Source organism: Chitinophaga fulva, assembly GCF_012927205.1.
In the GTDB taxonomy this organism is placed as follows: Bacteria; Bacteroidota; Bacteroidia; order Chitinophagales; family Chitinophagaceae; genus Chitinophaga; species Chitinophaga fulva.
The window spans coordinates 3,612,039-3,635,099 of the sequence record NZ_JABBGC010000001.1 but is presented as its reverse complement, the minus strand read 5'-3'; the positions used below and the strand labels follow the sequence as shown (position 1 = coordinate 3,635,099).

At 50.9% G+C, this 23,061-nt stretch carries 13 protein-coding genes; 8 read left to right on the top strand and 5 right to left on the bottom strand.

Going from position 1 to position 23,061, the window contains the following annotated elements; translation table 11 throughout:
* Positions 1-49 precede the first annotated feature (49 nt).
* From HHL17_RS14715 to HHL17_RS14690, 6 genes are all read left to right on the top strand, one after another.
* On the top strand, positions 50-1,246 hold the full coding sequence (locus HHL17_RS14715; RefSeq protein ID WP_169225452.1) for a FecR family protein: 1,197 nt from the start codon (positions 50-52) through the stop codon (positions 1,244-1,246).
* Between the two features lie 337 nt (positions 1,247-1,583).
* Entirely contained in the window at positions 1,584-4,862 is a 3,279-nt protein-coding gene (locus HHL17_RS14710) for a SusC/RagA family TonB-linked outer membrane protein (protein WP_169225451.1), read from the top strand.
* A 28-nt stretch (positions 4,863-4,890) separates the two neighbouring features.
* Positions 4,891-6,528 (top strand): SusD/RagB family nutrient-binding outer membrane lipoprotein, encoded by a 1,638-nt coding sequence (locus tag HHL17_RS14705; RefSeq protein WP_169225450.1) that lies wholly within the window; start codon positions 4,891-4,893, stop codon positions 6,526-6,528.
* Positions 6,529-6,767: 239 nt separating this feature from the next.
* Positions 6,768-7,715: an endo-beta-N-acetylglucosaminidase H gene (locus HHL17_RS14700; protein WP_206155990.1), complete on the top strand. Its 948-nt coding sequence runs from the start codon at positions 6,768-6,770 to the stop codon at positions 7,713-7,715.
* A 702-nt stretch (positions 7,716-8,417) separates the two neighbouring features.
* Positions 8,418-10,631: a glycosyl hydrolase family 8 gene (locus tag HHL17_RS14695; RefSeq protein WP_169225449.1), complete on the top strand. Its 2,214-nt coding sequence runs from the start codon at positions 8,418-8,420 to the stop codon at positions 10,629-10,631.
* A gap of 275 nt (positions 10,632-10,906) precedes the next feature.
* The gene (locus HHL17_RS14690) at positions 10,907-11,314 is read left to right on the top strand and encodes a response regulator (protein WP_169225448.1); all 408 of its coding nucleotides are present in this window, start codon (positions 10,907-10,909) and stop codon (positions 11,312-11,314) included.
* A 132-nt stretch (positions 11,315-11,446) separates the two neighbouring features.
* On the opposite strand, the gene HHL17_RS14685 is transcribed toward HHL17_RS14690, so the two are convergent.
* The 3 genes from HHL17_RS14685 to HHL17_RS14675 all read right to left on the bottom strand — a co-directional run bounded on the left by HHL17_RS14685 (position 11,447) and on the right by HHL17_RS14675 (position 17,499).
* A complete protein-coding gene (locus HHL17_RS14685; protein WP_169225447.1) occupies positions 11,447-11,920 on the bottom strand; it encodes an inorganic diphosphatase in 474 nt (157 codons plus the stop codon).
* A 98-nt stretch (positions 11,921-12,018) separates the two neighbouring features.
* Complete coding sequence (locus HHL17_RS14680; RefSeq protein ID WP_169225446.1) at positions 12,019-16,215, bottom strand: PAS domain S-box protein; 4,197 nt, start codon at positions 16,213-16,215, stop codon at positions 12,019-12,021.
* A 72-nt stretch (positions 16,216-16,287) separates the two neighbouring features.
* Positions 16,288-17,499, bottom strand: coding sequence for an MDR family MFS transporter (locus tag HHL17_RS14675; RefSeq protein ID WP_169225445.1), 1,212 nt, complete (start codon positions 17,497-17,499; stop codon positions 16,288-16,290).
* A 271-nt stretch (positions 17,500-17,770) separates the two neighbouring features.
* Between HHL17_RS14675 and HHL17_RS14670 the strand changes: the two genes are divergently transcribed.
* Positions 17,771-18,970: a sensor histidine kinase gene (locus HHL17_RS14670; protein ID WP_169225444.1), complete on the top strand. Its 1,200-nt coding sequence runs from the start codon at positions 17,771-17,773 to the stop codon at positions 18,968-18,970.
* A gap of 236 nt (positions 18,971-19,206) precedes the next feature.
* Positions 19,207-20,799, top strand: a complete 1,593-nt coding sequence (locus HHL17_RS14665; RefSeq protein ID WP_169225443.1) for an ABC-F family ATP-binding cassette domain-containing protein — start codon at positions 19,207-19,209, stop codon at positions 20,797-20,799.
* Positions 20,800-20,803: 4 nt separating this feature from the next.
* Here HHL17_RS14665 and HHL17_RS14660 read toward each other — a convergent pair whose 3' ends face one another.
* On the bottom strand, positions 20,804-21,991 hold the full coding sequence (locus HHL17_RS14660) for a M20 metallopeptidase family protein (protein WP_169225442.1): 1,188 nt from the start codon (positions 21,989-21,991) through the stop codon (positions 20,804-20,806).
* Positions 21,984-23,039, bottom strand: coding sequence for a dihydrodipicolinate synthase family protein (locus tag HHL17_RS14655; RefSeq protein ID WP_169225441.1), 1,056 nt, complete (start codon positions 23,037-23,039; stop codon positions 21,984-21,986). The genes HHL17_RS14660 and HHL17_RS14655 overlap by 8 nt, the downstream gene beginning before the upstream one ends.
* Positions 23,040-23,061 lie beyond the last annotated feature (22 nt).

Genomic DNA, 23,061 nt, shown 5'->3' with positions numbered 1-23,061 from the left:
GTTTCCATCGTTCGTCTTTATCCCTGTCACCATTTCTAAAGTCGCAATAATGACCGTCGCTGAAATCAGGCAACTACTGGAAAAATACAAGCATCAGCCGCTGAACCCGGATGAGCTGGCACAATTGCAAGAGGCAGTTGCCAATGGTGCTTTTGAGGAGGAAATCAAGGCTGATATCCTGCATACGCTGTATACCCGGTCTGCTCCCGAAGCTGAATGGCCGGAAGCAGAGAAGGCCGCTTTATTGCAACAAGTGCTGCAAACAGCGCCCTTACAGCCAGTACGCGGGCATTACACCCGGAAACGCTGGATGTATGCCGCAGCAGCAGTACTGGCAGCGGGTATTATTACCAGTGGCGTATTCCTGGTGCGCCGCCCCGAGGTGGCAGCTCCCATGGGCACCACGGTCAAAGTTAGTCCACTGGCGCCTGGCAGCAACAAAGCCATGCTTATACTGGCCGACAATAGCACCATTACGCTGGACAGCAGCAGCAACGGCGCATTGGCCGTACAGGGCAATACGCAGATCAGCAACACGAACGGTGCGCTTACCTATAAAGGCAATGGAGACAACAAACAGCCGTTGTACAATACCGTGGCCACGCCAAGAGGAGGCCAATACCAGCTCACGCTGGCCGATGGCAGCAAAATATGGCTCAATGCCGCCAGCAGTATCCGTTTTCCGGCTGCATTCACCGAAAACGAGCGACTGGTAGAGATTACGGGGGAAGTGTATTTTGAAGTGAACCAGCAGGCTAACAAACCTTTCCGGGTAAAAGTCAATACACCCGGCATGGAAGAAATGACCGTCACCGTACTGGGCACCAGTTTCAATGTGATGGCCTACGCCGATGAACAAGCTATCCGTACCACCCTGGTAGATGGCGCGGTGAAGGTGGCCCGCGGTACCCGGCAAAGCCTTCTCAAACCCGGCTACCAGGCCAGTATTGAGCCCGATGGCGGCACTTTCACCACCAGTACGGCCGATATAGAACAGGCCCTCGCCTGGAAAGAAGGGAAGTTCCGCTTCCGTAACACCAACATCCGCACCATCATGCGGCAACTTGCCCGCTGGTACGATATAGAGGTAGCTTATGACGGCAACGTGTCTGACATTGACCTCACGGGAGTGATCTCCCGCCGGGAAGATGCAGCCGCCCTGCTCAAAGCCCTCGAAACCACCCAACGCATAAAATTTACAGTGGACGGGCGTACTATCACCGCCAGACCGGTGACGCCACACTAGCACTTATACCTGTAACAATTATGTAACGTTTAAAAGATTTCATGTTATGGACACGTAATGAACTATCAACCATTATGGTAGAAAAAACCGGACCCCGATTGCAGTCAGGGCCCGGTAGAAAAGATTTTTTTATTTGATCATTTGGCCATTTAAGGGATGCCAGGCATCCTCATTAAATAAAAAAATGAATAAATAAAAAAATATAATGGCTACCCAATTTCACTTGATGATTAGAAACTGATTTTTTAAAAGCCACGAACACAAAAGTATGCAACAACTTACTACTGGCAAAGCCTGCCGGTCAGACCGGCCTTTGCTCCGAAAATTTCTGTTGGTTATGAAATTAACTGCCACCCTTCTACTGGCTGTCACCCTTCACCTCAGTGCTAAATCGTTTTCCCAAACGGTGACGCTTAAAGGTAAAAGACTTGCCCTGTACGACGTGTTCAACAACATCAGCAAACAAACCGGTTATGAGTTTGTGTATGATGAAAAGCTACTGCAAGGCTCAGGCCCTGTCAATATGAACGTCAGCAACGCCCCGCTCACAGACGTGCTCGACAAATGCCTGAAAGGCAAGCCCTTGGAATATGCGATCGTGAACAAGATCATTGTGATCAGCCCCAAACCTATTCCCGAGACGGTGTTACAAGCGGCTCCCATCAAAGGCACCGTTACGGGCGCTGATGGTAAACCATTGTTTAACATCAGTATCCAGGTGAAAGGCACTACCCGCGGTACTATTACCAATGAGCAAGGCGGCTTCTCCATTCAGGCCGGACCTAAAGACGTGCTGGTATTCAGCTCCATAGGCTATGAAACAAAAGAAATCACGGTGGGCACCAATACCAGCCTGTCAGTGCTGCTCAGCTCCTCCAATACCCAGCTGACCGGTGTCATGGTAACGGCCCTCGGTATCAAACGCTCGGAGAAAGCCATTACCTATGCGATGCAACAGGTAAGCGGCGGAGAGCTCACCAAAGCCAAAGATCCCAACCTGATCAATACCCTCAACGGTAAAGTAGCTGGTCTTTCTATCTCCCCCAGCGCTTCCGGCGTAGGCGGTTCCGCTAAAGTGGTACTGCGTGGTAACAAGTCCGGCATTGGCAACAACCAGGCCCTCTATGTGATTGACGGGGTACCTATGAACAACAGCCTTACCAGTCAGCCTACCAGCGCCTATGGCGGCAGCAACGCCTACGACGGCGGCGACCCCATCTCCAATATGAACCCGGAAGATATTGAAAGCATCTCCGTGCTCAAAGGCGCTTCTGCAGCAGCACTTTATGGTAGCCAGGGCGCCAATGGCGTGATCATGATCACTACCAAAAGTGGTAAGTCCGGTAAGATGCAGATCAATTTTTCTTCCAGTGCAAACCTGGCCCAGGCAGCTTACAAACCTGAGTTTCAGAACAATTACGGCGCAACCAACGCCACCTCTCCGCAAAGCTGGGGTGCAAAACTCAACAGCCCGGCAACTAACAATATGTCGTCCTTCTTCCAGACCGGTCAGACATACACCAATGCCATCAGCCTGTCTGCCGGCACGGAACAACTGCAGACTTATTTCTCTTTTGCCAATACTGCCGCTACCGGTATTGAGCCCGGCAATAAACTGGGTCGTAACAACATCAGCTTTAAGGAAACAGGTCATTTCCTCAATAATAAACTCATCGCGGAAGCCGATGTGAACTATGTAACACAGAAGATCGATAACACGCCACTCTCCGGCCTGTATTTAAATCCGCTGACCGGCTTATATCTCTTCCCCCGCGGTCAGGACATCCGGCCTTTCAAAGACCAGTTTGCGATACCCGACCCATCCCGTAACTTCCTGCCTGTTCAAAACTGGGCCTACCTGGAAGATATCCAGCAGAATCCCTGGTGGATCACCAAACGCAATCCCAATTCCCTGAACAGGAACCGCCTGTTGCTCAATGCCAGCCTGAAATACGAAATCAATTCCTGGCTCAGTGTACAGGCACGTGGAAGCGTTGACCGTATAAATGACGTGTACGATCAAAAGATGTATGCCGGTACCTATAAAGTGTTAGCACCCGCCAATGGCGTGTATAACTACAACAATGCCACTACCACCCAGCAATATGGCGACCTGTTGCTGAACTTCAATATTCCGATCAACAAAGATTTCCGTCTGACCGGCGTAGTAGGTGGCGCCCTGCGTGATCTGAAAACCACCGGCGTGAAATTCAACTCCGGACAAGACGGGCTGAAAATCGCCAACGTGTTCAACATTCAGAATTTCAACACGATGAACCCGCTCAATTCCGGAACACTGCCAGAAAACCATGGACAGTACCAGTCCCTTTTCGGTAGTGCCAACCTCTCCTTTAAAGAGATGGCTTATCTGGATTTCACCACCCGTAACGACTGGGCTTCCAACCTCTCTTACACGCCCAACAACAACTACTTCTACCCTTCTGTTGGCCTTAACCTGATCCTGAGCCAAATGATGGAAATGCCTAAAGCCATCAGCTTCCTCAAAGTAAGAGGTTCCTATGCAGAAGTAGGCAGCTCCCCTGACCCATACAAGAGCAATCCTGCCAATAATATTTTTGGCGTGGGTAGTGCCATCAGTAACGTTCAGGCGCCTTTCACCGATCTGAAACCGGAGAAAACCAAGTCACTGGAATTTGGTATGGAATGGCGTTTTATGGACAACAGGCTGACAGCAGACATCACTTACTATAAAACCAATACCCATAACCAAACACTTAGCATACAATCGCCACAGGCATCTTTCTATGACCTCTTCTACTTCAATGCCGGTAACATTCAGAACAAGGGTATCGAAGCAGTGTTCCGCTATGATGTATTCCGCGGTGGTAAATTCCAGTGGAATACCGGTATCAACTATTCTGTGAATGATAACCGCATTGTGGAACTGGCAACCACCAACCCTGAGTTTGTGCTGAGCGGTGCTTCCGGCGCCAACTTCGTATCTAAGTTCAAAGTAGGCGGTTCCTTCGGTGATATTTATGGCACCGTGCTGCAACGGGATGAACAAGGCCGCATCAAAATCGATGACAAAGGCTCTCCTATCAAACAGGGCGGCGACTTTGTATACCTGGGCAATGCCAATCCGAAATGGCAGCTGGGCTGGAACAACAATCTCTCTTACGGCGATTTCACCCTGTCTTTCCTGATAGATGGTAAGTTTGGCGGCCAGGTAATGTCCGTGACCCAATCTGTAATGGACCAATACGGCGTATCTAAAGTTACCGGTGATGCCCGTGATGCAGGAGGCGTAGCGATCAACGGTGTTGGCCCCGACCAGAAAGCTGTTACCAGCGTAGATCCGCAGAAATGGTATGGTACCATCGGTGGCCGTGAAGCAGTGTCCGGTGAATACATGTACAGCGCCACCGTGGTAAGGCTCCGTGAGCTGTCACTCGGTTACACCGTTCCGGTAAAAAACAGCTGGATGAAAACGCTGCGTTTCTCCCTCACCGGCCGTAACCTGATCTACTTCCACAAAAAAGCGCCATATGATCCGGAACTGACCATGTCCACCGCCAACGGCCTGTCTGGTGTAGACATCTTCATGCCGCCAGCCACCCGTAACTACGGTCTGACGCTGAACGCCACTTTCTAATCTATGCTTCCACCGTAAAACTGAAAACATGAAACGTATCAATATATTTTCCGGTAAATACCGTCTCCCGGCCATCGCAGCAGGACTGCTGCTGGCTATGAGCGCCTGCACCAAAAACTTTGAATTGTATAATACCGATAACACCGGCATTCCCAACGGCATGCTGGAAGCAGACTTCTATAACCTCAGTTATCTGAAGACTGCTACCATGGCTATTTACAACTTCTCCGGCGGCGGTGACCCCAACTCTTTCCAGTTACAACAAAATCTGAACGCTGACTGCTTCTCCGGCTACTTTGCTTCCGCCACTCCTTTTAATGGCGGCAGGAACAACCTGAGCTATTTTATGATGACCGGCTGGAACGGTGAGACCTTTAAAGCAGGTTACCTGAGCGTAATGGGGCAATTGGCCAAACTGCGCCAGTCCAACATCCCTAAAGACTTCCCGGCTGTATGGGCCGTGGCGCAGATCGTACAGGTGACCGCCATGAGCCGTGTGACCGACGTTTATGGCCCTATCCCCTATAGCAAGGCCGGTACCAGCAAAACCAGCATCGAGTATGACAGCCAGCAGGACGTATACGCCCGCTTCTTCAAAGAGCTGGACACTGCCAACACCACACTCCGTGACTTTATCGCCAGCGGTAAAACACTGCCATTTAAATTCGGTGACTTTGACCTGGTATACAATTCCAACTTTACCAAATGGTTGCAGTTCAGCAACTCTCTACGGTTGCGTTTAGCCATGCACGTTATCAAAGTTGATCCGGCGCTCGCCAAAGCCGAAGCAGAGAAAGCCCTGAACCCTGCCAAGGGTGGCGTGATCACCAGCAACGATGGCAACATGACGGTGAGAATTCCCGGCGCAGGCTATACGAATCCGCTGGTATTTATTGCCAAGAACTGGAACGACATCCAGATTAACGCGTCTCTGCAATCTTATCTCACAGGCTACAAAGACCCACGCCTCAGTAAATACATGTCCAAGTCGACCGACGCAGCGATCCCTGCGCAATACATCGGTATCCGCCTGGGCAGCATCACCAGTTCCAACGCCAAAAGCGATTATGTGGGTTATTCCGCCCTCAACTACGTAGATGACGACGCGTTTACCCTCAACACGCCGGTGCAGCTGATGACCGCCGCAGAAGTGTACTTCCTCCGCGCAGAAGCAGCATTGAACAATTTTGCTAATGCCGGCGGCACCGTACAAACACTGTATGAACAGGGTATCAACACCTCCCTCGATCAATGGCATGCAGCGGATGCTAATTACATCAACAACAGCGTGAATACACCAGACAAATATGTAGACCCGAAAAATGCACAGAACAATGCCGACACGCTTACACATGTTACCGTGAAGTGGGTGGAAAGCGCCAGCCTGGCAGAAAAACAGGAACGTATCAGCACCCAGAAATGGCTGGCTATGTTCCCCGAAGGACAGGAAGCATGGACAGAGTTCCGTCGTACAGGGTATCCTAAACTGTTCCCGGTAGTTAACAACAACAGTGGTGGTACAATCAGTTCCACCCTGCAGGTAAGAAGGCTCCCCTTCCCGCAGAATGAATACAACACCAACAATGCAGCTGTCACTAAAGCCATCGGTTTACTCAGCAAGCCGGAAGATAACGGCGGCACCCCGCTCTGGTGGGACAAACGATGACGTGATAGTGACGTGGTAATGATATTGCAGGATAACAGTGTAGTTTGGTCATGATGTAATCATCATCGTACAATCTAAAAATTTGATGCTCCTGATGAGCAACGCGCCATCATACAAAAAAGCATTTTCTGCTTTGCGCCGGTATTATGTTCCGTGCCAATCCCGTTTATGATCCGCGCAGCTCACTGCTCATCAGGAGCATCAGTTATCATCATATCAATCACCGTTAAAATTTACGTATGAAAAAACAATTCCGCGTATGGTCATCCATGCTGATGCTGACCTCCTGTTCAACCCTTCTGTTCATGGCCTCCTGTAAAAAAGACGGAGCCGTACCCGACAATCAGCAAACCAAAACTGAACCCAAGGTGGAAACCGTTACTAAAGCAGGTGGTAAATCTGTCTGCTATGTAGAAGTCAACAGCAACAGTCTGCTCAACACCGGCAAGTATACCCTTACCACCGGCGGGCAACAACTGTTTGACATTGCCATCATTTTTGCAGCGAACATCAACTACAACACCAGTACCGGTAAAGCCGTGTTGTACAACAACCCGAACGTGACCAACGTACTGGTCAACAAAGCCACACAGATCGTACCGTTGCAAAACAAGGGCATGAAAGTATTATTATCTATCCTTGGAAACCATCAGGGCGCAGGCTTCTGTAATTTCACCAGCCGCGCAGCTGCCAAAGCATTCGCCCAGCAGTTGGCCGATACGGCCAACTACTATGGCCTGGATGGTATTGATTTCGACGATGAATATGCCGACTATGGCAACAATGGCCTGCCACAACCCAATGACAGCTCTTTTGTGATGCTCCTCGATGAGCTGCGGAAACTGATCCCGACCAAGATCATATCGTTTTATTACTACGGTCCGGCAGCTTCCCGTCTCTCCTGGGGTGGAAAAAAGGCAGGTGATTTTGTCAACTACAGCTGGAATGCCATCTACGGCTCGTATTCCGTGCCCAATGTGGCCGGTCTGCCCAAATCCAATCTGGGCCCTGCTGCAGTGGATATTATGGCCACCAGTCAGAGTACTGCCAATTCACTGGCCACGCAAACCAAAAACAATGGTTATGGCGTGTACCTGTGGTATAATCTTACCAGCACCGATAAACATGTGTATTTCTCCGGTGTATCCAACATCCTTTATGGCAGCAGCGTAACCTATACGCCCTGATGCCCCTGTTTACAAACTGTCTTGCTGAACGGGCTGACCATTATTGGTCAGCCCTATTTTATTCCGGTTGTTGCATAAAAAAATTTTCCGCATAATCCCATCATTATCAACCTCATTTATTGGAACGCCTTATTATTTCTCTCTTTCACTTGACAAATTCAAAAAAAATCACTTATTTTAACACTATAGTGCAATCGATTGATTCAGTCAGATTGCCTGTAGACGGGACCATAGCACGGAAAAAGATAACCATTTATGGAAACGATTGCACTACAGCAACACCTGTAAGCATCAACAAAGACCACAGCACAAGACCGGCAAACCCAACGAAGACCCACTGTAGCGGAGCAACAAAACGTGCGAAACGGAGACACCAGGTAATACAGCTACCTACAACGATATGAAACAACACTATACCAGCGCGGAAACTATGATAAAACGGAAACAACTGTACTGATGTATTGCCTGTAATTGCCTGAAAATACACATGGTCCCAATGTGGAAACGATAACGAAACGGAGACTACGCAGCGCCTGAAACCAGACGACAACCCACTGTACCGAAACGGAGACGATGTAATTGAAACCCGGGAAAACCTGCAGCCTGACAGAGACCACTGTGCCCGGATACTTTTAACAAACGGAAACAACGATGTAGCAACCAAATCTTTTCTTCAATAATTCACCCCTAAAACAAACCCTTATGACCAAACATTTATTGTTTTTGTTGGCCGGTCTGTTGAACGTTGCCGGTTTATGCGTGCAGGCTCAGAACAAGCCTTTCCCGCAAGCCATCAGCTATCCCAACTGTATCAAGCCCAACAACGTTACCCAGGCTGCCATGAACGCCAGCGTGGCCAGCTACTATGATTACTGGAAAGGCGCCTATCTGAAGAACAACCTTTCTTCCTTGCCGGGCGGCTACTATGTAAAAGGCGAAATTACTGGTAACCCGGATGGCTATAAGCCACTGGGCTCTTCAGAAGGACAAGGATATGGGATGGTTATCGTGGCCCTGATGGCCGGCCATGACCCCAACGCCCAAACTATTTTTAATGGCTTGTTCAAAACTGCCCGGGCCTACCACAGCTCCGCCAACCCCAAGCTGATGGGCTGGGTAGTGGCCGATGCCGCCAGTGCGCAGGGGCATTTTGGTTCCGCCACCGATGGCGACATCGATATTGCCTATGCACTAATCCTTGCTCACTATCAATGGGGCTCCGGCGGTACCATCAACTATCTCGCGGAAGCCAAAGACATGATCAACAATGGCCTGAAGGTCAGCTACGTGACCACCAACAAACGCCTCAGTCTTAGCGACTCTGACTCCAAATCCACGTACGACACCCGCCCGTCTGACTGGATGATGGACCACTTGCGCGCCTTCTATCAGGAAACCGGCGACGTCACCTGGATCAACGTGATCAACAACCTCTATAGTGTATACTCACAGTTCTCCGCCACCTACACGCCCAACACCGGCCTTATCTCCGACTTCGTGGTGAAAAACCCTCCTGAGCCATGCCCTACAGATTTCCTCGGTGAATACACGGAAACCAATGAATACAACTACAACGCCTGCCGCGTACCGCTCCGCATCGTGATGGACTACGCTATGCATGGCAACAGCAACGCCCTGACCATTACCAACAAACTGGTCAACTGGGTGAAAACCAAAACAAACAATAATCCTACTGCTATCGTAGACGGGTACAAACTGAACGGCAGCAATCGCGGTACCGGTCAGGAAGCAGTATTCATCGGGCCTTTTGTGGCCGCCTCTGTTGTCAGCAGCAACAACCAGGCTTTCCTCAACGCAGGCTGGAACTGGCTGAAGTCGGCCAAAAGCGGCTATTACAGCGACTCCTACGGCCTGCTTTGCCAACTCTTTATCTCCGGTAACTGGTGGATACCCGGTAACTCCGGCCCTGTTAACCAGCCACCTACTGTTAGCATCACCGCACCGGCTAACAATACCGCCTATACGGCGCCGGCCAGCGTAACCATCAATGCCGACGCAGCTGACAGCGATGGCACCGTGAAAAAAGTAGAGTTCTTCAACGGCAGCACCAAACTGGGCGAAGACACTACCAGCCCCTACTCCTACACCTGGAACAATGTAGCCGCAGGTAACTACGCCCTTACTGCCAAAGCCACTGATAACGGCAACAGCGCTACCACCTCCGCCACAGTTAATATCACGGTAGCCGCCACACCCGGCTGCAACCCGGTAGAAGCCAGCGGCGACGATGGCAACGTGGCCGCCAATGTATTGGACAATGATCTTAACACACGCTGGTCTGCCAGCGGTGAACAGTATATACAATTCTGCCTTGGCAGCGCACAAACCGTTACCGGTGTAGACATCGCCTTCTATAAAGGCGATGCCCGCAAAGCCAAATTCGATATCCTCGTCAGCAGCAATGGTACCAGCTGGACCACCGTAGCGGCCAACAAACTAAGCAGCGGCACTTCCACAGCCTTTGAATCCTTCAACTTCACCGCTGTAACGGCCAAGTATGTACGAATTGCAGGACATGGCAATGATGTCAATGCGTGGAACAGCTATACTGAAGTGAAAGTTAAAACACAGGCAGCACTGGCAGCTACTTCCGCTGCGATGTTCAACCCGGTTAATGATGCACCTTCAAAAGCAGGTAAGCTTAACGTGGACGCCTACCCTGTTCCCTTCCGGGAAGACCTGCATGTTACCTATACACTCGACAAAGCAGGTGTTGCCAGCCTGATCGTATACAACCTCGCTGGTCAGCCGGTAGCGGTGCTGGTCAACGGGCAACAGTCAGCCGGCACCCACCAGGCCACTTTCCGTGGCGGCCGGCAGCCAGGCGGTGTGTATATTATCAAACTGGTACAGGAAAATAACATCGCTGTTAAAAGAATTGTGAAAGAACAATAACCATTTTGATATTTGATTATTGGGCCATTTTTAAATAATAAAATGGTCCAATAATCAAATTTTATGGTGACCAGGATCATCTTTTGAGCACATCAGGATTCCTTATTAACCCGCCTATAAACTCCAATGCACTTTAGCTGCCACAACAATATATTACTTATATTATTATTTGATTTTAACTTTTTATTGACCGATATTTATAAACCTTTGAAAACATCAAACTGAGAAATTTAGATTGTAATTTTTCATTTGTAAACCTGATTTAACCATCTTATATGAAGCCACACACCGTCCTGGTCATCGATGATGACGCTGATGACAGGATTTTCTTCAGTGAAGCCATCAAAAAAGTCTCGCCCGATGTGGAGACCCATTACTGCGAAAGCGGTATCCAGGCTATTGATATGCTTTTCACTAAAAAGATTGTCAATCCGGATTATATATTTCTGGATATGAACATGCCGATGATGAACGGCAAGGAATGTTTGCAGGAATTGGGGAAACTCATTCACAGAAGCATCACCAAAGTGGTGATACTCAGTACTTCCGATATGGTGGAAGATGTACAGGAATCCATGGCGCTGGGCGCCCGCATGTTCCTCACCAAACCGGATTCTTTTGATGCCCTTTGCCGTATTTTGAAAGATGTGCTGGAAGAAAGATGGCACAGGTGTTTTAAATAACCTTCTTCAGCAGGAAACTGATCCTCCCGTTTGTTTCCATATACGCCTCCTCTATCTTTTCCAGTGCGTCCTGTTTTGTCTCCAGCCTGAGACTTTCCATCAGACCAAGAAGCCACATCAGCGATATCCATATCAGACGAATTTTATCTGCTCATATGCAGGGGCCGCATCCAGGTAGCCGGCTGGCTTGAACAGCCTGCCTTCCAGTGTGTGGTAAGCGACAAAGAAACTCTCCAATTCCCGCACCAGTTTATCCGGCACCACGTCCAGCTCCTTATACACCCTTGACAAAAACGGCACCGCAATATACCGGTCCATCCGTACCTGCGCACCATCAGGTTCATATACGACAGCCTTAATAGCGCCGATTAACCGGCATTTAATCATACAGCCGGTAAAAGTTTTGAATTCAGACAATACCATCACATTCAGCGGGTTTCCGTCTTCCGCTCTGGTGCCGGGAATAAAACCCATGTCAAACGGGAACATCATGCCGGCAGGCAATGCCTCGCTCAGTACAAAGAAACGCGATGCCGGATCGAAATCATATTTTTCACTGCTCCCTTTGGGTGTTTCAATCACCACATGCAGCTCTTTTATAATCATGAATACGCAATTAACCTGGTCAACGATAAAAGAGATAAATAGGCGGACAGCTGCATCGATCAAAAAAAGTACCAATCGAAGGAGGCTGGGTTAATTATTTACATGGCAGGTAAAACAACGTTAAAAACGGCACCCTCGCCGGGAATGCCCAATGCACGGATACAACCCTTGTGGTTGATGGCGATCTTGTTGCACAACGCCAGTCCAATGCCGGTACCTTCATAAGCGGTGCGGTTGTTGAGACGCTGGAAAATCTGAAAGATTTTGTCCTCATACACCTGGCTAAAACCGATACCGTTATCTTTTACAGAGATCTCATAATAACTGCGGTTGATATCCAGTTCAGGATAAACGGCAAAGTCCTCCGGTGTCAGCAATCGCGCGCTGACGTGGATTTCCGGGTCACGGTCTTCCGAGGTGAACTTCAGTGCATTGCCGAGCAGGTTGTACAACAACTGGTTCATCTGCAACGGCACAGCCGGTATGACCGGCAGCAGGTCAATGGTCACCGAAGCTTTTTTCTGCCCCACCATCACTTCAAAATCATTGAGCACATGTATCATCACCTCATTGAGATCGGTGGCCACAAACGGATCATCGGCACGGTTGAGGCGGGAGAAGTTCAGCAGATCATGTATCAGCTGCGACATGCGCCGGGCGCTGATCATCATCTTTTCAACATACAATTTGCCGGTATCGCTGAGCATACCCTGTGTGGAGTCACTAAGCAGTCCGGCGAACGTATGGATTTTACGCAGCGGCTCCTGCAAGTCATGGCTGGTCACAAACGCAAACTGTTCCAGTTCCTTGTTGGACCGTTCCAGGTAATAATTGGCTTCTGTCAACTCCAACGTACGTTGCGCTACAATCATCTCCATTTCCTGCGCCACCTGCATATAACGTGCTTCACTTTCCTGAAGGGCGGAGAACAGTTTTTTCTGTTCAGTGATATCGCGGGCTATTTTAGATGCCCCTATAATACGCCCCTGCGCATCTCTCAGCGGAGATACTGTCAGGGAGATGTCCAGCAGGCGGCCATCTTTTGTCCTGCGTTTGGTTTCAAAGTGATCAACCACGATCCCCTTTCTCAACCGGTCCACGATTGCCTGCTCTTCCTGCGTACGGTCTTCCGGTATCAGTAGCAGGATCGATTGCCCGATAGCTTCTTCACTGGTATAACCAAAGAGTTTCTCCGCACCGGGGTTCCAGGTGGTGATGATACCATCGAGCGTTTTACTGATGATAGCATCGTCAGAGCCTTGCACGATAGCGGCCAGCCGGGCCATATGTATTTGTGCGGCCCTTAGTTCGGTAATATCAATCAGCATATTAACGGCACCGGTTATACGTCCCTGTTCATCAAGGATAGGGTCCGGGTATGGCTGCACATGCCTGCGGGTGCCATCCGGCCTCTCCACGATAATCTCTGTATCGCGGATCGTTTCACCTGTCTGCAATGCGATAGCCATCGGACAGGTGTCCAGCGGAACAGGCGTAACGCCATCGATATTAAAAATTTTCCAGGAACCACACCACATATCCTTGCCGATAACGGGCTTACGCCCCCATAAAGACACTGCCGCTTCATTATACCAGAGGATGCGGCCATCCGCGTCGCAAGTGTAAATGGCGGCAGGCAGCCCCTGTAAGAGATGGCGATAGTACCGTTCACTGTTTTCCGCTCTTCGCAAGGCATATACCTGTTCAGTCACCTCTACCGCCACCATCATGATGCCGGTAATACCACCGTTGTAGTCCCGCACGGGGTGCAGCACATAATTAAAATATTGTTTGATGTGATTACGCTGACGGATAAACGTTAATTCCTGCGCGTTGCCTTCATAGGGCTCACCGGTATGCAACACTTTGTCCAGTATTTCCCGGTATCCGTTGTTATGCAACGCCGGTACAATTTCCAGCAGCGATTTACCCACCATTTCGTTTTCTTCCATGCCCACCGTTTCGAGATAACGGCTGTTGGCCAGTTCCACGATATGGTCCGGCCCATGCAACAACAAAATGGCTGTGGGCGCCTGCCGGAACAGGTCGCGCAACTGGCTGGCCACATAGTTCCTGGCTTTTGCTGTATTGACATTGGCATCTACCCGGGACATCAGTTCCCTGGAGGAAAAAGGTTTGGCCAGATAATCATCAGCACCGGCTGCCAGCCCTTCCACGGTCGCTTCTTCGCCGGCCCTGGCCGACAAGAGCAGTACCGGCAGGTGCATGGTGGCCGGGTTTTGTTTCAATAGTTTCACCAGCGCAAAACCATCTATCAGCGGCATCATTACATCACTGATCACCAGGTCGGGCAGGCGGCGCGCAACAGCCTCCAGTGCGGCAGCGCCATCTCTGACGGTGACAACTTCGTAGCGGTCACCAAGCAGCTTCCGGATGTACTCCCGCATATCTGCATTGTCATCGGCCAACAGGATGTAGGGCTTCCCATCCTGCTGATGTTGCGTTTGCTGAAGGACAGGGTCATCCCAGCGGGAAGCCTCTTCCACAAAGGCATGCCGGCTGTCTGAACTGGCAGAGCCGGTATGGTGTGTGACTTTATCTTCCGGCAGATGAGCATGGCCTACTGGTATACTGATAGTAAATATTGTCCCCTCGCCTTCCCGGCTGCTGACCTCTATAGCGCCACCATGGAGCTTCACCAGCTCATTGACCAGCGAAAGGCCAATTCCGGTCCCTTCCTGGCTACGGCCGTTTCTATTGTACACCCGGTGAAAACGTTCAAAAAGATGCGGCAGCTCCTGCGGTGGAATACCCACGCCCGTATCTTCTACGATCAACTCCACATGATCGGCATACTCCCGCAAGCTGACGCTGATCTTTCCTTCCAGCGTATATTTAAAAGCATTGGAAACGAGGTTCAGTACGATCTTCTCCCACATGTCGCTGTCCACATACACAGGCTGCGAAGGATGCTCATAGTCTGTTACAAGTGTAACGCCGGCTTTGCTGATGGCAGGTTCAAAGTTGCTGACAAGATCACGGGTGAGCGCCACTATGTCCACAGGAGCGTAACTGGCCTGCATCCTGCCGGCTTCGATACTGGAAAAATCCAGCAGGGAATTAACCAGTTTCAGCAGGCGCCGGGTGTTACGCTGCGCCAGCTGCAATTCTTCCGTCACACCAGCTGGCAGCTGATCTGCCCGGCCCAGCATATCTTCCAGCGGTCCCAGCATGAGGGACAGCGGCGTTCTGAATTCATGGCTGATGTTACTGAAGAAAATGGTTTTGGCCCGGTCTATCTCCATCAGGGAGTTAACGCGCTGCTGCTCTTCCTCATAAGCCCTGGTACTGGCGATGGCGGCACCAATATGATCGGCCACCAGTTGAAAAAAAGCCTGGTACTTTTCGTCGAGCTGCCGGTGAGGGTTCAGGCCGATGACCAGCAGCCCGTATGGCGCCCCGGAGTTGTTATGCAGTACAGGCACTACCAACGCCTGGTCCGGCGGCAGTTTCCATTCACCGGCAGGCAGCCGCCCGGCTTTGCTGCGCAGGTGTTCCACCAGCACGGGCCTGTTGAGCCGAAGGGTATCAGCCAGTGGCCAGAACAATGTTTCATCTGCACTACTGGTCTCACGGGGAAATATATTCCCGGGCAGATCATTGACCGTATAGCCTTTCAGGTGATGAATGTCCTGGTCTATCGTATAAAAAAAAGCAAAAGGGAAATCATACCGGTTCTCCTGTAAAGCCAGGAGACTGTTGGTATAGACGTCCTGTATCCGTTTACTGTTGAGATTAAACCGCGCGAGGTCTTTCAGTGTACGCATCTGGCGGGCAGATACGATACGGTCCGTATCGTCGGTGTTGGCGCACAGGATGCCTTCGGGCAGCCCATTATCACCGGGAATAGGGCTATACGAAAAAGTGTAGTAGGTTTCTTCCGGATAACCGTTGCGCTCCATGATCAGCAACAGCGCTTCGTCGTAGGTACCTTCATTATTGGTAAGGCATTGTTCCACGCGGGGCGCGATCTGGTCCCATATCTCCGACCATACCGTACGAGCCGGCTGGCCGAGGCACGCCGGATGTTTGCCGCCAACAATGGCGCGGTAAGCATCATTGTAAAAATTGAGCAGTTCGGGGCCCCACCATACAAACATGGGCTGACTGGAAGTGAGGATGATCCTCAAACAGGTTTTCAAGCTTTGTGGCCATTTGTCAACCGCACCAATCGATGTTTGTTCCCAGGGATAGTTACGGATCAGGGCGCCGGTTTCACCACCACCGGCAAGAAAAGGATATCTGTCCGCATTAACTGTATCAACAATGGCCATTGGCGATATTCGTTTAAATCCGCTATAAATATAAGGATTTAAATGGTGCCCCTCACACGAAATGGTTATGGATCAAGCTGCCACGGCCTTTTTCAGGGACAAACGCCACAACCCCACCGCACAGATGATACAAACAACGACCAGTATGGACCACAACATCACAAAGCCCCAACGTTCCGCTACCAGCGCGCCGCCACCCGGTCCTATCACCTGCGCCACCGACCAGGTCAATGCATATGCTGCCGCATAACGCCCTCTGTTGGTATCGTTGGAGCGGCCCATGATCACCGCGTTGATAAAAGGAAACGCCATCATCTCCCCGACAGTAAAAAACACAACACCCAGGAAAGCAAATATGACCGGTACCACAGGTGGCACCAGGAAGAACAGGTAACCAATGGCTGTTACCACCACACCGCCTACAATATAGTACAGCGATGATTTACGGTTCTCCCAGCGTCTTACCAGCACCATTTCAAACAAGGCGATGATAACACCATTTACGCCCAGCAACAACCCTATCAACGATTCATTCATATGCCAGTCGTTTTTCCAGTAGATCGGCACAAGGCGGAAAATAAGACCGAAGGAGGCCGTGTATATCGTCACCCAGATCAGGAAACGGAACAGGAAAGGATCTTTCCAGATGGGTAGTTCCCGGGGAATATTTTTGACAGCAGCTGTGCGCGGCGTTCCTTTGTAAGCCGGCAATAAAAAGGTGATCAACAGGCCCACCAGCATATACACACCACCTTCTACCCAGAACAACAGGTGATAGTTGATGGCTGCGAGAATACCGCCGATAGAACTGCCAAGCGCCCAGCCAAGGTTCATCGCAAAACGGTTGAGCGAATAGGAACGGGTCAGGTTCTCCGGTTTGGAATAGGCAGCAATAGCAGCCCCGTTGGCAGGCCGGAAGGCTTCTGCCACAAAACTCAGTACGACCGTCATCCCACAGAGGACGGAAAAATTCGAGATATAGCCAAAGGTGATGAACAACATACCACCGGCAATGGAAGTAAAAATCTGAACGGCCCGGAAACCCAGTTTATCAATAAAGTAACCGCTGGCCAGCGATCCCAGTACAGCGCCTACCCCAAACAAGGTAATAATAAGGCCGGCGTCGGCAATGTCGCGGTGCAGGCTCTTCGTGAGATAAATACTCAGAAACGGCGCCACCATGGTCCCCGTACGGTTAATCAATATCACCAGGCTCAGTAGCCAGGTCTCCCTGCTCAGTCCACTAAATGAGGACCGGTAGGTCTGCGTAATCTTCGATAACATTCTCCTTTCTTAGTTTCTTTAAGTGATTCGCTGAACCCTTTTAAAAATATGGTACGCTTTTTAGTATTGTAAATTTCACATTATGCTGCTATTTTTAATTAGTCCAGTTTGGAGATTTGAGGTAGACCAATTCTATCCTGCTATTTATTTTTAGCTTTGCCACATGCCATCATCTATGAGAATTGACTTTACAAAGCAACTGCGAGAGAAACTATTATACCTTGTTGGCCCACCAGAACAAGTAACCCTGGAAAATCGCATTTTTAACTCTATGTGCCTGCTTGCCATGGTGGTAAGCGTTGTACAGGCCCCTTTCAATTATTTCACCGGCCTCAAAATGACCGGGATCATATTCGGGTTGCTGCTATTGGCATTAGCAGGCCTGTATTACCTTTCCCGTTTTAAAAACCGTTCCGCGCTCAGTATAGCCATCACCGTAGTACTGGTCAATTTATTGTTTGCCTGGATATATTTCGTCAGCTCTGGTATTTCCGGTGCCAGCCTGATGACCTTTACCCTCACCTTCTTCCTGGTGATGATCGTGGCGCCCCGCGGGCAGTACGTAGTATGGCTGATCTTCAACCTGCTGCTGGTGGCAGCCATTATTCTTATCGAGTACTATCGCCCGGAGCTGGTGCCTAATATGTACGCGGACCGTGAGTCGAAAATAGTGGACCTCTCCGCTACCTATCTCACCAGCGTGCTGGTGATCTTCTTTGGTACCATCTACCTGAAAAATGCGTATAACCGCGAGAAACAACAAAGGGAAGAAAAGACCAGGGTGCTGGAAGTGCTGAATACAGAAAAGAACAAACTGTTTTCCATCATCTCCCACGACCTGCGCAGCCCGATGGCCTCCATACAATCTTATCTTGAATTAATGAAAGACATCCAGCTGCCGCCTGAGCAAAAGTTACAGCTGGAAGCAGAGCTGTTGCTGATGGTCAACAATACGCAGGACATGCTGTACAACATGCTGCTGTGGTCCAAGAGCCAGTTGCAGGGGCTCACCGTACATCTGGCGCCGGTGAATGTTTATAAAGCCGCCATGCCGGTGCTGGACATACACACTACTTTTATCACCAATAAACGGTTGCACCTCACCACAGACATTGATAAAAACCTCACGGCCATGGCCGACCTCAACATGCTGCAGCTGATCATCCGCAACCTGGTGGGCAACGCCATCAAGTTCACCGCTCCCGGCGGCCAGATCACACTGGAGGCCCACCAGGAAAACCAGCAGTGCCTGATCATGATCCGTGATACCGGTACCGGCATAGACCCCAAACGGGTTCCGGAAATCTTTTCCCTGAAGGCCCGCTCTACCTTCGGCACCGGCAATGAAAAAGGCATCGGGCTGGGGCTGTATCTCTGCAGCGAATACACGGCAGCCCAGCATGGCCGCATATGGTTCCAGAACAATCCAGACAAGGGCTGTTCGTTTTTTCTGTCATTTCCTTTGGCCTGATCCGGGAAAATTGTATCTTTGCCCCATCATGTGAGAATTACCCACACACATATAATCTTCTGTTCCGCTCCGGAACCTTGCGTCTAGCAAGCATTTCATCATATTATTTATTTTCTGATTTAAACAAATCGCACGGTACCTACCGGTGATTATTTTCGTATCTAAATTTAAACCCATGAAACAAGTAGCACACACAGCCGCCCGGAACCTTAATGTTTACACAACAAACGAAACGCATGCTACTCACCGCACAACACCTCCATTTTCAACTGCCGCCCAACAGGGTATTATTTGATGATCTGCATTTCACACTGGACAAAAACGAACATGCCGCTATCACCGGCGACAACGGCGCCGGCAAGTCTACCCTGCTGAAGATACTGGCAGGCCAACTGGCGCCGCAAAGCGGAACGATTGTGCGGAGCGCACCGTTATATTATGTGCCGCAGCACTTCGGACAGTTCAACGACCGCACCGTGGCCCAGGTACTGGGCATCGATGCCAGGATACATGCGCTCCAGTCCATCCTCGCCGGTGATACGCAGGAAGCCCATTTCGACGCCCTCGGCGACGATTGGGATATTATGGAGCGCTGCGAACAACTGTTTGCCCGTTGGGATATCGCCCACATCCCGCTGACAGCGCCCTTCTCGCAACTCAGTGGTGGTGAAAAGACAAGGGCGTTCCTCGCCGGCAGCGATCTCACCGCGCCTGCGGCCATCCTGCTGGACGAGCCTACCAATCACCTCGACAAAGCCGCACGGTCACAGCTATACGATTGGGTGACGCGCAACAGCAAATCCTTGCTGATCGTGAGCCACGACCGGCAGCTGCTGGAACTGTGCAGCCCCATCTGGGAGCTGTCCAACGCACGTTTACAGGTGTATGGCGGCAACTATGCTTTCTACGAAAAGAAAAAAGCTGAGGAGACGGCCGCACTGCAACAACAGATCGCCCATGCAGAGAAATCCCTGAAAGAGGCGCGGGCAGCGCAACAGCAGGCTGCCGAAAGGCAGCAGCGCGAAAATTCACGCGGAAACAAAAGCCGCGCCGAAGGGAATATTCCGAAAATCCTGATGAACGGCCGCAGGGACCAGGCCGCCAAAACCACTGCCCGCACACAAGAGGTGCATGCAGAAAAAGTAGCAGGCCTGCAAGCTACGCTGGACGCAGCTTCTGCCAACGACCAGGTGGCACGTATTATGAAAGGGCATTTTGCCACGCCTCCCGGCCATAAAGGCAAAATACTGGTACAGGCAGAAGCGCTCAATTACGCTTATGCCGATGGTACACCCTTATGGCCGCAACCACTTGATTTTATCATCAAAAGTGGCGACCGGCTGGCGATTGCCGGGAATAACGGCAGCGGTAAATCAACGCTCATCAAACTCATCACCGGGCAACTGCCGTCCCAACAGGGACGCCTATACGTAGCACCATTCAGCAGCCTCGTGCTGGACCAGGACTACAGCAGTATAGACCGCAGCAAAACGGTCCGGCAACAGGCCGCCGCCAACAATGACATCAAAGTGGATGAAGGAAAACTCAACACCATGCTAGTCAGGTTTCTCTTTGGCCCCGATGACTGGGACAAATCCTGCAGCGCGCTAAGCGGTGGGGAAACACTCCGGCTGGCGCTGTGTTGTATGACGCTCCGGAGCCAGTCGCCCGACATGATCATCCTGGACGAACCTACCAACAACCTGGACCTGACCAACATCCAGATGCTGACACAGATATTCGCCGCCTACCAGGGTACGCTGGTCGTCGTATCGCACGACGCCCGCTTCCTGGAAGAAACGGGCGTCACGGAAACATTGCAGTTATAATTTCTTAATTGCCCAGTGTTTTCAGGGCGAGGTAAGCCATCAGGCCCGCGCCGGTTTCCAGCGCATGTTCATCGGCATCAAAAGTGGCGGTGTGCAGGCCAGACACTATGCCGCGGGCCTCATTTCGTACACCGAGGCGGTAAAAACAGGCATCCGCCTGTTGGGAGTAATAAGCGAAATCTTCCGCCGCCATCCAGATATCCAGGTCCACCACATTATCCGCACCGAGGAATTCTTCCGCATAGGTGCGGGTAATGTCGGTTAATTTTTCATTGTTGATCAACACCGGGTATCCCTGATGTATTTCAATATCGCAGGTAGCCTCCATGCCTTCAGCGATAGAGACGGCCATCCTTTTGATTTTGGTATGCGCTTCCCTTCTCCACTTTTCATCGAGCGAGCGGAAAGTACCTTCCAGCCGCACTTCATCCGGGATAACGTTGGTAGCGCCATTGGCCAGCATCTTGCCGAAAGAAAGCACAGACGGCAGCAACGGGTTCACCCGGCGACTTACGATCTGCTGCAGGGCAATCACGATATGGCAGGCCACCACCACCGGGTCTATGCCCAGGTGTGGCATCGCGCCATGACCGCCTTTACCTTTTACCGTGATAAAAATCTCGTCATTGCTGGCCATGTAACGGCCACCTCTGAAACCCACTTTACCGGCAGGCAGTTCAGGCATGGTATGTTGCCCCAGCACATGATGCGGACGCGGATTTTCCAATACGCCTTCTTTGATCATCATGCTGGCGCCGCCGGGGATCAACTCTTCCGCCGGCTGGAAAATGAGTTTCACGGTACCCGCAAAATCATCTTTCATCCTGCTGAGGATAGTGGCGGTGCCCAATAACGATGACGTATGTACGTCGTGGCCACAGGCATGCATCACACCGTCATGTTTGGATTTATAAGGCACATCGTTCAGTTCCCGGATGGGCAGGGCGTCAATATCCGCCCGCAGCGCCACCACCTGGCCGTTTCCCGGCTTATTGCCCTGCAACAGGGCTACCAGGCCGGTATTGGCCATCGGTTCAAACGAAATACCCAGGTCCTTCAGTTTGCCGGCGATAAAGGCAGCCGTATTCACCTCCCTGTACGACAGTTCAGGGTGCGCATGCAAATAGCGCCGGTTGGCGATCGTTTCTTCCTGAATATGGCCGGCCAGCTGCCGGATTTTTTCTTTAAGCATTGACGATATTTTTTTCCTTTTCAAGGAAAGCTTTTACGAAACCGTCGTCTGTCAGCTGCGGATAAGCGGCCGCCACACGGTCAATTTCTTCCAGCTGTCCCGGGGATAAAGTTTCAGCTTCATCCAGGCACCAGATACCTTCCAAAAGTCCCTGTCGCCGCAGTACCTCATGGATACCAGCGATAGAACCGTGGAAAGCGTTGGAAGGATCAAACAGCGCCGCATTCATATCGGTGACCGCTATACCTTCCGTCAACAGTTTTCCTGCGCCCGAATAATCCTCAATGATACACTTTTTTATGCGATCGAAGAGCGGCACCACCTGGCTGGTCCAAACGGACCAATGCCCCAGCAGTCCGCCGGCAAAACGTTTCGTCACCTCGCGACCGTTGACTGTAAAGCGATACACCGTTAGCAGGTCTGCTACAATATTGTCATCGTTACCCGTATACAGGGCAATATCATTACAACGCGAAGAATGACAGACCGCCCTTACCACATCGAGGGTCTGGTAGCGGTTGAACGGCGCCGTTTTGATGGCCTTCACACCGGGGATCTCCACCAGCTGCTCCCAGAAACGATAACTCAGGATACGGCCGCCCACGGAGGGCTGCAGGTAGAAGCCAAAAACAGGTATGATTTCCGATACGGTCCGCACATGGGCTATCAGTTCACCCTCCGACAAATGATTTAAACCACCTAAACTTAATAAACCCAGATGGTAACCATACTTCAGTGCGGTCCTGGCTTCATCAGCCGCTTGTGCTGTGGGACCGCAAAGACCGGCCACTTTGATAAAAGGACGTGCCAGTTGCGCGGCGTCTATTTCTTCCGCAGCCAGCCGGAGCACGGTCTCATACAATCCCACCCGGGGATTGCGGATGGCAAATTGGGTAGTATGTACGCCCACAGCCACACCGCCCGCACCACTGGCGATATAATAACGGGTGAGCCGGCGCTGACGGCGTTCGTCGAGCTGCCTGTACGGGTCCAGCGCCAGCGGGTGCGCCGGGATAACAGTACCGCTGTATAATAAATCCGGTATCATGATTGGTTGATTGTAAGGATGA

Excerpts from the sequence above, each read along its gene's own strand:
- HHL17_RS14715 (WP_169225452.1), top strand. The coding sequence starts at position 50 with ATGACCGTCGCTGAAATCAGGCAACTACTGGAAAAATACAAGCATCAG.
- HHL17_RS14710 (WP_169225451.1), top strand. The coding sequence starts at position 1,584 with ATGAAATTAACTGCCACCCTTCTACTGGCTGTCACCCTTCACCTCAGT.
- HHL17_RS14705 (WP_169225450.1), top strand. The coding sequence starts at position 4,891 with ATGAAACGTATCAATATATTTTCCGGTAAATACCGTCTCCCGGCCATC.
- HHL17_RS14700 (WP_206155990.1), top strand. The coding sequence starts at position 6,768 with ATGAAAAAACAATTCCGCGTATGGTCATCCATGCTGATGCTGACCTCC.
- HHL17_RS14695 (WP_169225449.1), top strand. The coding sequence starts at position 8,418 with ATGACCAAACATTTATTGTTTTTGTTGGCCGGTCTGTTGAACGTTGCC.
- HHL17_RS14690 (WP_169225448.1), top strand. The coding sequence starts at position 10,907 with ATGAAGCCACACACCGTCCTGGTCATCGATGATGACGCTGATGACAGG.
- HHL17_RS14685 (WP_169225447.1), bottom strand. The coding sequence starts at position 11,920 with ATGATTATAAAAGAGCTGCATGTGGTGATTGAAACACCCAAAGGGAGC.
- HHL17_RS14680 (WP_169225446.1), bottom strand. The coding sequence starts at position 16,215 with ATGGCCATTGTTGATACAGTTAATGCGGACAGATATCCTTTTCTTGCC.
- HHL17_RS14675 (WP_169225445.1), bottom strand. The coding sequence starts at position 17,499 with ATGTTATCGAAGATTACGCAGACCTACCGGTCCTCATTTAGTGGACTG.
- HHL17_RS14670 (WP_169225444.1), top strand. The coding sequence starts at position 17,771 with ATGTGCCTGCTTGCCATGGTGGTAAGCGTTGTACAGGCCCCTTTCAAT.
- HHL17_RS14665 (WP_169225443.1), top strand. The coding sequence starts at position 19,207 with ATGCTACTCACCGCACAACACCTCCATTTTCAACTGCCGCCCAACAGG.
- HHL17_RS14660 (WP_169225442.1), bottom strand. The coding sequence starts at position 21,991 with ATGCTTAAAGAAAAAATCCGGCAGCTGGCCGGCCATATTCAGGAAGAA.
- HHL17_RS14655 (WP_169225441.1), bottom strand. The coding sequence starts at position 23,039 with ATGATACCGGATTTATTATACAGCGGTACTGTTATCCCGGCGCACCCG.